Origin of the sequence: Georgenia sp. 311 (genome assembly GCF_006151955.1) — a bacterium.
Taxonomy (GTDB): Bacteria; Actinomycetota; Actinomycetes; order Actinomycetales; family Actinomycetaceae; genus Oceanitalea; species Oceanitalea wutianyii.
Genome location: NZ_VDFS01000038.1, coordinates 94,251 through 104,325, shown reverse-complemented (window position 1 = coordinate 104,325; position 10,075 = coordinate 94,251). Strand labels below are relative to the sequence as shown.

Here is a 10,075-nt window from a genome sequence, read left to right as displayed (position 1 = left end):
GTTCGGCGAGGTCGACCTCGCCGTCGAGGGGATGACCTGCGCCTCCTGCGTCAACCGGGTGGAGAAGAAGCTCAACGCCCTGCCCGGGGTGAGCGCCACGGTCAACCTCGCGACCGAGTCCGCCCACGTCACCCTCGAGGAGCCGGTCGCCGACGCCGACCTCCTCGCCGCCGTCGAGCGCGCCGGGTACGCGGGGTCGGTCACCCGTCGGCACACCGCCGACGACGAGCACGACGACGACGCGGACGAGCACGCCCTGGCCGGCCACGAGCACGGCGCGGGTGAGGACACCTCCTCCCCCGCCGAGCAGCGGCAGGCCGACCTGCGCCGTCGGCTGCGGGTCGCCGGGGGGCTCACCGTCCCGGTCGTCGCGCTGTCGATGCTCCCCGCGCTCCAGTTCCCCGGCTGGCAGTGGGTCGTCACGGCTCTCGCGCTGCCCGTCGTCACCTGGGGCGCCTGGCCCTTCCACCGGTCGGCCGCCAAGGCCGCGCGACACGGCGCCTCGACGATGGACACGCTCGTCTCCCTCGGTGTCACCGCGGCGACGCTGTGGTCCCTGTGGGCCCTGCTCCTCGGCGGCGCCGGGGAGATCGGCATGCGGATGACCCCGAGCCTGTTCCCCGCCCAGGGTGCGGCCGGCGAGGTCGGCATGCCCGAGCTCTACTTCGAGGTCGCGGCGGTCGTCACGACCTTCCTCCTCCTCGGGCGCTACGCGGAGTCCCGCTCCCGACGGCGGGCCGGCGACGCGCTGCGCTCGCTGCTGTCGATGGGCGCGAGGGACGTCGCCGTCCTGCGCGTCGACGACGCCGGACGCCGCACCGAGGAGCGCGTGCCGGTCGAGCGGCTGCGGGTCGGGGACCTGTTCGTCGTGCGGCCCGGTGAGAAGGTCGCGACCGACGGCGTCGTCGTCGAGGGCTCCTCCGCCGTCGACACCTCGATGCTCACCGGCGAGCCCGTGCCGGTGGACGTCGCAGAGGGGGACGCCGTCACCGGCGCCACCGTCAACGCCTCGGGCCGCCTGCTCGTGCGCGCCACCCGGGTCGGTGAGGAGACGACGCTCGCGCAGATCGGACGCCTCGTCACCCAGGCGCAGACCGGCAAGGCCCCGGTCCAGCGCCTCGCCGACCGCATCTCGGCCGTCTTCGTGCCGGTCGTCATCGTCGTCGCGCTCGGCACGCTCGTCGTGTGGCTGATGTCCGGCGCCAACGCGCAGGCCTCGTTCACGGCGGCCGTCGCCGTCCTCATCATCGCCTGCCCGTGCGCGCTGGGGCTGGCCACGCCGACGGCGCTGCTCGTCGGCTCGGGCCGCGCCTCCCAGCTCGGCATCCTCATCAAGGGCCCGGAGATCCTCGAGTCCACGCGCCGGATCGACACGATGGTGCTCGACAAGACCGGCACGGTCACCGAGGGCCGCATGCGGCTCGCCGACGTGCGTCCGGCCGCCGACCGCGCCGAGCTGCTCCGGCTCGCCGGGGCGGTCGAGGCCGCGAGCGAGCACCCGATCGCCCAGGCCGTCGCCGCCGGGGCCGCCGCCGAGCTCGGCGACCTGCCCGCCGTCACCGACTTCGCCGGCCACGCCGGGCGCGGCGTCAGCGGTCGGGTCGAGGGCCGCGAGGTCCTCGTCGGGCGGCCCGCCTGGCTCGCCGAGCAGGGCGTCACCGTGCCCGACGACGTCGCCACGGACCACCACGAGGCCGAGCGCTCCGGCGCGACCGCCGTCGTCGTCGCGTGGGACGGGACCGCCCGCGGCGTCCTCGCCGTGCGCGACACGGTCAAGGCCACGTCGGCGCAGGCCGTCGCACGGCTGCGCGAGCTCGGCGTGCGCCCGATCCTCCTCACCGGCGACAACCGCGCCGCGGCCGAGGCCGTCGCGGCGGAGGTCGGGATCCCGGCCGCGGACGTCATCGCCGAGGTGCTGCCGGAGGACAAGCTCGACGTCGTCGCCCGTCTCCAGGGCGAGGGCCGGGTCGTGGCGATGGTCGGGGACGGCGTCAACGACGCCGCGGCGCTTGCCCAGGCCGGGCAGCAGGGCCTGGGCCTGGCGATGGGCACCGGCACCGACGTCGCGATCGAGGCCAGCGACATCACGCTGGTGACCGGGGACCTGCGCGCGGCGCCGACGTCGATCTCCGTCTCCCGCGCCACGCTGCGGGTGATCAAGCAGAACCTGTTCTGGGCCTTCGCCTACAACGTCGCGGCGATCCCGCTCGCGGCGTTCGGCCTGCTCAACCCGATGATCGCGGGGGCGGCGATGGCCGCGAGCTCCGTCATCGTCGTCGCCAACTCCCTGCGCCTGCGCCGCGCGAGCTGACGAGCGGGGGCGGGACCTACGAGCGCGGGTGATACCGCCGGGCGCGGGTGCCATCACACCCGCGCTCGCGCGGATCACCCGCGCTCGCGGGCGAAGGTGAACCTCAGAAGGCGGGGACGACCTCGCCGGCGGGCCAGCGCTCCTCGATGAAGGCGCGCACCTCGTCCGAGCGCAGCGCCTCGTCGAGGGCGACGAGCGCCGGGTCCTCGACGTCCTCGCTGCGCACGGCCACGAGGTTGGCGAACGGGTTGCCCTCGCCGGACTCCAGGACGATGGCGTCCTCGGCGGGGTTGAGGTCGGCCTCGAGGGCGTAGTTGCCGTTGACGACGGCGGCGTCCAGGTCCTGCAGGCTGCGCACGAGCTGGGCGGCCTCGAGCTCGACGAGCTCGATGTCCTTCGGGTTGTCGGCGACGTCGAAGATCGTCGGGTCCTCGACGTCCGCGAGGGTGAACAGGCCCTCGGACTCGAGCAGCTCGAGCGCGCGCGCCTGGTTCGACGGGTCGTTCGGGACGCCGACCTGGGCGCCGTCGGGCAGCTCGTCCAGCGAGGTCACCGTCTCGGAGTAGATGCCGTAGGGCTCGATGTGGACGCCGTCGAAGTGGGCGAAGTCGTACCCCTTCTCGGCGACCTCGGCCTCGAAGTACGGCAGGTGCTGGAAGAAGTTCGCGTCGAGCTCACCCTCGGCGAGCTGGACGTTGGGCTGGACGTAGTCGGTGTACTCGATGATGTCGAGGGTGAAGCCGGCGTCCTCGGCGAGGTTCTCCTGGACGAACTCGAGGATCTCGGCGTGGGGGGTCGGGCTGGCACCGATGACGATCGTCGCGATGCCGCCGGACTCACCGGTGGCGGCGGCCGGCTCCTCCTCGGCGGTGTCGCCGCAGGCGGCGAGCGCGAGGGTGGTGACGGCGGCGAGCGCGGCGAGCCGCACGGGTCGGGTGGTGCGCATGGGTTGGGTCCTCTCGGTGGGGCTCAGCGGTGGTCGACGAGTCGCACGACCCGGTCCCCGAGCATCTGGATCAGCTGGACGAGCACGATGATCACGACGACGGTCACGACCATGACGTCGGTCTGGAAGCGTTGGTAGCCGTGGTTGACGGCGAGCGCACCGAGGCCCTCGGCCCCGAGCGCGCCGGCCATCGCGGAGTAGGAGATGAGCGTGATGACGGTGACGGTGACGCCGCCGACGAGCGCGGGCAGTGCCTCGCGGACGAGGACGCCGCCGACGATCCCGAGCCGGGAGGCACCGACCATCTGGGCCGCCTCGACCTTCCCCGGGGCCACCTCGCGCACCGCGTTCTCCACGAGCCGGGCGAAGAAGGGGATGGCGGCGACGGCGAGGGGGACGACGGCGGACCGCCACCCGTAGGTGGTCCCGGTGAGGAGCCGGGTGAGCGGCAGGATCGCGACCATGAGGATGATGAACGGGATCGAGCGCCCGACGTTGACGACGACGGACAGCACCGTGTTCAGCGCCGGCGCGGGGCGCAGGCCCCCGGGCGCGGTGACGACGAGCGCGAGGCCGAGCGGCAGGCCGAGGAGGATGGTGATGACGGTCGACAGCCCCGTCATGTAGAGGGTCTGGAGGGTCGCCTCGGGCAGCTGCTCGGTGATGACCCGGTTGGCGAGGGCGTCCTGCAGCCAGCTCACGGCGCCACCTCCTCGACGTGGACCCCGGCCGCGCGCAGCTCTCGCTGCGCGACGAGGGCGGCGGACACCGGGACGGACAGTCGCAGCCGGCCCACCCGGGTGCCGGCAAGGGTCTCGATGGTGCCGGCGGAGACGTCGGCCTCCTCGCCGAGCGCGGCGACGGCGGCGAGCACCCGGGCGGTGCTCACCTCACCGCCGAAGGACAGCTCGAGGGTGGCGCGGCCCTCCTCGCGCGGCTCGGGAGGCAGCGGGACGAGTGCGCGGGCCAGGCGGGTGCCGTGGTCACCGGCGACGACGTCGATCAGCCCGTGCTCGGCGACGCGGCCGTGGTCGAGGAGGCTGACCGAGTCGCACACCTCGCGGACGACCGCCATCTCGTGGGTGATGATGAGGACGGTGATCCCGAGCCGGTCGCGGACGTCGCGGATGAGCCCGAGGATCTGGCGGGTGGTGTCGGAGTCGAGCGCCGACGTCGGCTCGTCGCACAGGAGGACGGCGGGCTCGGCCGCCAGCGCGCGGGCGATGCCGACGCGCTGCTTCTGGCCGCCGGAGAGCTGGGCCGGGTAGGCGTCGGCCCGGTCGCCGAGCCCGACGAGCTCGAGCAGCTCGCGCACCCGCTCGTCGCGACGCTCGCGCGGCACGCGGGCGACCCGCAGCGGGTAGGCGACGTTGGCCGCCGCCGTGCGCGCCTCGAGCAGGTTGACGTGCTGGAAGACCATCCCGATGCGGCGCCGCTGGCGGCGCAGCTCCCGCTCACCGAGGCCGGCGAGCGGGACGCCGTCGATGCTCACGGTCCCGGAGGTCGGGCGCTCGAGGGCGGTGAGGCAGCGGACGAGGGTCGACTTGCCGGCCCCGGACTCCCCGACGATCCCGTGGATCGCGCCGCGCGGGACGTGGAGGTCGATGCCGTCGAGCGCGACGACCTCGCGGCCACCGCGGCTGCGGTAGACCTTGCGCAGGTCGGTCAGGCTGATCACGAGAGACGTCCTTCCATCGGTCCTGGCGGGAGCACCCGACGGATCGGGTTGCTGCAGCGTCGACGAGCCAGGTCTCTCGGCTGCTCTGGATGGTGGCCACATCGTAGGATCGCGAATCCGGGTCCTGGCAAGTGCGTCCGGCTGGCGAGACGCGCGTCTTGCCATCCGGGCGCCACCGGAGATGCCCGGCGAGCCGCCCCGGCCGCCTCCTGCTATAACCGCCTCATGCCGCCGCGCACCGACGCCCCGGCCCGCCGGCTGCGGACCGAGGTGTGGATCGTCCTCGGCCTGTCCCTCGGGCAGTCCGGGGTGTACGCCGTGGTCAACATCATCGCCCGCCTCACCGCCGAGGCGCCGCTGCGGCAGCAGACCACCGCGCTCAACCCCTCCCGCTCCCCGCGCCCCTACCTCGACCTCACCTACCAGCTGCTCAACATCGGGTTCGCGCTCGTGCCGGTCGCCCTCGCGCTCTTCCTCCTCAGCGAGCCCGGACGGCGCGCCACCAGCCGCATCGGTCTCACGTTCTCCCGCCCCTGGCGCGACCTCGCCGTCGGCGTCGGCCTCGCGGCGCTCATCGGGGTGCCCGGGCTCGGGGTGTACGCGCTGGGCCGCGCGCTCGGCATCACCGTCGAGGTGCAGGCCGCCACGCTCGACCAGTACTGGTGGACCGTCCCGGTGCTCATCCTCGCCGCGCTGAAGAACGCGCTCCTCGAGGAGGTCATCGCAGCCGGCTACCTCATCGAGCGGCTCGAGCAGCTCGGCTGGCGCCCCGCGTCGGTCGTCGCCGCGAGCTCGCTGCTGCGCGGTTCCTACCACCTCTACCAGGGCATCGGACCGGGCCTGGCCAACGTCGCCATGGGCGTCGTGTTCGCCGAGTACTACCGCAGACGACGGCGCACCATGCCGCTCGTCCTCGCCCACACGCTCATCGACGTCGTCGCCTTCGTCGGCTACTCGCTGCTGCCGGAGTCCGTGCTGCGGACCCTCGGACTCACCTGAACCGCCCGGAAGGGGCCACGCCCACCCGGCTCCCGCGTCTGCGCAGGCCGCACGTCCTAGAATCGGGCGCATGACGGAGCGGCCGGGCGACACCCGCACGCCCGCGCCCGGCGCCCCGGAGGCGCCCCGGCGCAAGGTGCTCCTCGTCGACCTCCCGGCCGTGCGCGTGCGCCGCCCGCGCGACCTCCTCGAGCTCGTCATGTCGGCGCTCGGGATCGGCGTCGTGCTCCTCCTCGCCGTCTACGCGCACGCGACGGCGATCGGGGTGACCGAGGACGTCCAGTCCGCCGCCGCGCTCGTCCTGCGCCAGATCCTGCTCCTGCCCGTCACGGTGCTCGAGGGTGTCGTCACCTTCTTCCTGCCGCTGTTCGTCGTCGCCATGCAGCTCGTGCGGCGCCGCTGGCGCTCGGTCCTCGAGGCGCTCGCCGCGGCCGTCGTCGCCTGGTCCCTCACGACCGCCGCGGTGTGGCTGCTCGACTCCTACGGGCCCAGCGCCCTGTCGGTCGGCCTGACGATCACGAGCGAGGGCGACAGCGTCATCGCGATGAACCCGCTCGTCGCCGCGCTCGCCGCACTCCTCACCGCGATGGGCCCGCGCGACCGGCGGCCCTCCGTGCGCTGGTCGTGGAACCTCCTGTGGGTCGTGCTCGCCCTCACCGTCATCCGCGGAGCACTCACCCTGCCCGGCGCCGTCGTCACCGTGCTCCTCGGCCGGCTCGTCGGGCTCGCCGGGCGCCTGCTCGTCGGGGTCTTCAACGAGCGCGCCGAGGGCATCGACCTCGTCCAGGGGCTGCGGCGGGCCGGGCTCGACGCCGTCCGCGTCGTGCGCCTCGACCCGCCCGAGGGCGGCGACGTGCGGGCATGGACCGTGACGACCTCCTCCCCCATCGGCTACACCGAGCACCTGGCGGAGAACGAGATCCTCGGCGAGGACCCCGACGCCGGCTGGCCGGTGACGACGCGCGCGTCCGACACGATCGTGCCCGACGTGCTCACCGACCCCCAGGCCGTCGTCCACGCCGCCGCCAGCCCGGGCGGGGTCAACCTCGACCCGGTGAGCGCCCACCGGGTGTACTCCGTGTGGGACACCGCCGGCCGCCGCTGGTACGTCACCATGCTCGACGGCGACCGGCAGGTCGTCGGCTACCTCTCCTCGCTGTGGTCGCGGATGCGCGTGCGCGGCCTGCGGCGGCGGCGCTCCGGCTCCCTGCGCGACGCCGCCGACCGCGCCGCCCTCCTCGCCTACGCCGTCGAGCGGGCCGGGGTGAACACCCCACCGCTCGTCGGGATGGCCGAGGCCCGCGACTCGATGATCATGGTGACGGCGCACATCGCCGGCGCCCGGCGCCTGTCCGACCTCACCGAGGAGGAGGTGAGCGACGAGCTGCTCGACGAGGTGTGGGACCAGCTGCGCACCGCCCACGCCGCCGGCCTGGCCCACCTCGACCTCACGGCCAACGCCGTCCTCGTCGGCAGCGAGGGCGACGTGTACCTCCTGGACTGGGAGAACGGGGAGATCGCCTCCACCGAGCTGTCCCGGCGCCTCGACCTCGCCCAGATGCTCGCGATCACCGCGACGAAGGTCGGGGAGGAGCGGGCCCTGGCGAGCGCGAGCCGGTGCCTGGGCAGCGACCAGCTCGCCTCCATCGCCCCGCTGCTCCAGCCGGTCATCCTCGCCCCGCACACCCGGGCGGCGGCCGGAAAGCCGCGCGAGCTGCTCAACTCCCTGCGCGCCCAGCTCGTCGACCAGCACCCGGACGCCGACGTCGAGCCGATCAACCTCGCCCGCTTCAGCGTCCGCACCGTCGTCATGGTGACGATCGCCGTCGTCGCGATCTGGCTGCTCCTCGGCACGCTGAACTTCGAGCAGGTGCTCGACGCCACCCGCAACGCCAACCCGTGGTGGCTCGGTCTGTGCTTCGGGCTCGGCCTGCTCACCTACGTCGGCAGCGCGATGGGGCTCGTCGCCTTCTCCCCGGAACGGGTCGGACTGTGGCGCACCACCCTCGTCCAGGTGGCGGCGGGCGTCGTCTCGCTCGTCGCCCCGGCAGGCGTGGGCCCCGCGGCGCTCAACCTCCGCTACCTCGTCAAGCAGCGGATCGCGACCCCGCTCGCGGTGGCGACCGTCGCCCTCGTCCAGGTCTCCCAGTTCGTCACGACGGTCGCGCTGCTCGCCGTCATCGCGCTCGTCACCGGCTCGGCCGGCACGCTGTCGGTGCCCTCCGGCGCGGTGACCGGGGTGGGCATCGTCGCCGTGCTCATCGTCGTCGTCGTGCTCGCCGTGCCGCCGGCGCGCAGCTGGCTGTGGCACAAGCTCGGCCCGACGCTCACCCAGGTGTGGCCGCGGGTGCTGTGGGTGGTCGGCAGCCCGAGCCGGCTGCTCATGGGCCTGGGCGGCAACGTCATCATGACCCTCGGCTACGTCGCCTCGTTCGGTGCCGCTCTCGCGGCGTTCGGCTACTCACTGCCGGTGACGACGCTGTCGATCACCTACCTCACGTCGAACACCGTCGGTGCGGCGGTGCCCTCGCCGGGTGGCATCGGGCCGGTGGAGGCCGCGCTCACCGGTGGTCTCACCGTCGCCGGGATCCCCGCAGGTGTCGCGTTCTCGGCGGCGCTCGTCTTCCGCGTCCTCACCTTCTGGCTGCGGGTGCCGCTCGGCTGGGCCGCACTGCGCCACCTCCAGCGCCACGGGGCGCTGTGAGCCCTGCGGGGGGCGTCGTCGGACGGACGGGCGGACGGCTGTGGCAGCCGTGGGCAGTGGCAGGGGTGGCCGGCGTCCTCTACGTCGTCGTCGGCGTGCTCCAGTGGCGCCGCCTCGAGGTGCCCTCGTGGGACCTGGCGATCTTCACCCAGCTCGCCAAGGCGTACGGCTCGTTCAGCGCGCCGATCGTGCCGATCAAGGGGGACGGCTTCAACCTGCTCGGCGACCACTTCCACCCGATCCTCGTCCTCCTCGGGCCCGTCTACGCGCTGTTCCCCTCCGGCCTCACCCTGCTCGTCGTCCAGGCGCTGCTCGTCGCGGTCTCCGCCTGGCCGCTCACCGCGCTCGCGGTGCGGCGGCTCGGACCGGTCCCCGGCACCGTCCTCGGGGCGCTGTACGTGCTGTCCTACGGCATCCAGGGGGCGGTGCGCACCCAGTTCCACGAGGTCGCCTTCGCCCTGCCGCTGCTCGCGTTCGGGCTGTGCGCATTCCTCGAACGGCGCTGGCGCGCGGCGGCGTTGTGGCTCGCGCCGGTGGTCTTCGTCAAGGAGGACCTCGGGCTGCTCGTCGCCGTCCTCGGGCTGGTCATGTGGTGGCGGGGGGCCCGGCGCGCGGGCCCGGGCCTCGCGCTGTGGGGGGCCGCCTGGTTCGCCCTCGCGACGGCGGTCATCCTGCCCGCCCTCAACCCGCGCGGGCAGTACGACTACGCCGACAGACTCACGGTCGGGGACGTGCTCGGCGACCCGCTCGGGACGCTCGCCGCCGTCCTCGGCCCGGGCGAGAAGGTCGTCACGGTGCTGCTGCTCGTCGCCGCGGCAGGCGTCCTCGGGGTGCGCTCCCCGATCCTGCTCGCGGCGCTCCCCACCCTCGCCTGGCGCTTCCTCGGTGACGTGCCCTTCTACTGGACGTGGGGCTGGCACTACGACGCCGTCCTCATGCCGCTCGCCGTCGCCGCGATGCTCGACGCGCTCGGCCCCCGGCCCGTCGACGATGCCGCCGACCCGCCGCCGGCCGTGGTCCACCGCCGGCGCACCGCCCTCGCGCTCGGTGCGGCCGGCCTCGGCGTCCTGCTCACCGCGCCGGGCCTGCCGGTCGCCGACCTCCTCCACGGGGAGACCTGGCGTCCGTCCCCGCGCGCGGAGGCGGCCCGCGCGGTGCTCGACACCGTGCCCGACGGCGCCACCGTGGCCAGCGACATCGGCCTGCTCGCCCGTCTCGTGCCGACGACGACGGCGCTGTGGTCGGGCACGCCGGACAACCCGGCCCCGGACTACTACGTCATCGACCAGGAGGGCTCGACGTGGGGCGGGTCCCCTCCCCCGGACGCCGCCGCCCACGCCGAGCTCAAGCACCCGGGGACCGACTACGAGATCGTCCTCGACACCGGCGGCTACCAGGTCGCCCGCCGCGTCGACGGCGGCTGAGCGGCCGGCAGGT

The 10,075-nt window shown here is 74.1% G+C and carries 7 protein-coding genes and 1 riboswitch; of the genes, 4 read left to right on the top strand and 3 right to left on the bottom strand.

From position 1 onward, the window contains the following. Positions 1-2,311: cation-translocating P-type ATPase (locus tag FHE66_RS07350; RefSeq protein ID WP_218013649.1), on the top strand; the 2,311-nt coding region annotated here is incomplete at its 5' end. A gap of 103 nt (positions 2,312-2,414) precedes the next feature. Here FHE66_RS07350 and FHE66_RS07345 read toward each other — a convergent pair. Genes FHE66_RS07345 through FHE66_RS07335 form a run of 3 tightly spaced genes read right to left on the bottom strand, consistent with a single transcriptional unit; the run spans position 2,415 to position 4,935 of the window. After that, positions 2,415-3,257: a MetQ/NlpA family ABC transporter substrate-binding protein gene (locus FHE66_RS07345; protein WP_139072309.1), complete on the bottom strand. Its 843-nt coding sequence runs from the start codon at positions 3,255-3,257 to the stop codon at positions 2,415-2,417. A 23-nt stretch (positions 3,258-3,280) separates the two neighbouring features. Then, the gene (locus FHE66_RS07340) at positions 3,281-3,958 is read right to left on the bottom strand and encodes a methionine ABC transporter permease (protein WP_230976463.1); all 678 of its coding nucleotides are present in this window, start codon (positions 3,956-3,958) and stop codon (positions 3,281-3,283) included. Continuing rightward, positions 3,955-4,935, bottom strand: coding sequence for a methionine ABC transporter ATP-binding protein (locus FHE66_RS07335; protein ID WP_139072308.1), 981 nt, complete (start codon positions 4,933-4,935; stop codon positions 3,955-3,957). The genes FHE66_RS07340 and FHE66_RS07335 overlap by 4 nt, the downstream gene beginning before the upstream one ends. Positions 4,936-4,945: 10 nt before the next feature. Then, positions 4,946-5,031, bottom strand: a riboswitch (SAM riboswitch). 129 nt (positions 5,032-5,160) lie between these two features. Here FHE66_RS07335 and FHE66_RS07330 point away from each other — a divergent pair. The 3 genes from FHE66_RS07330 (at position 5,161) to FHE66_RS07320 (ending at position 10,062) form a co-directional block, all read left to right on the top strand. Continuing rightward, complete coding sequence (locus tag FHE66_RS07330; protein WP_139072307.1) at positions 5,161-5,934, top strand: CPBP family intramembrane glutamic endopeptidase; 774 nt, start codon at positions 5,161-5,163, stop codon at positions 5,932-5,934. 70 nt (positions 5,935-6,004) lie between these two features. After that, entirely contained in the window at positions 6,005-8,638 is a 2,634-nt protein-coding gene (locus tag FHE66_RS07325; protein WP_139072306.1) for a lysylphosphatidylglycerol synthase transmembrane domain-containing protein, read from the top strand. Beyond that, positions 8,635-10,062: a DUF2079 domain-containing protein gene (locus FHE66_RS07320; protein WP_139072305.1), complete on the top strand. Its 1,428-nt coding sequence runs from the start codon at positions 8,635-8,637 to the stop codon at positions 10,060-10,062. Before FHE66_RS07325 ends, FHE66_RS07320 begins: the two co-directional genes overlap by 4 nt. Positions 10,063-10,075: the final 13 nt, after the last annotated feature.

Bases quoted from the DNA above. Each gene is read 5' to 3' on its own strand.
- FHE66_RS07345 (WP_139072309.1), bottom strand. From the start codon at position 3,257: ATGCGCACCACCCGACCCGTGCGGCTCGCCGCGCTCGCCGCCGTCACC.
- FHE66_RS07330 (WP_139072307.1), top strand. From the start codon at position 5,161: ATGCCGCCGCGCACCGACGCCCCGGCCCGCCGGCTGCGGACCGAGGTG.
- FHE66_RS07325 (WP_139072306.1), top strand. From the start codon at position 6,005: ATGACGGAGCGGCCGGGCGACACCCGCACGCCCGCGCCCGGCGCCCCG.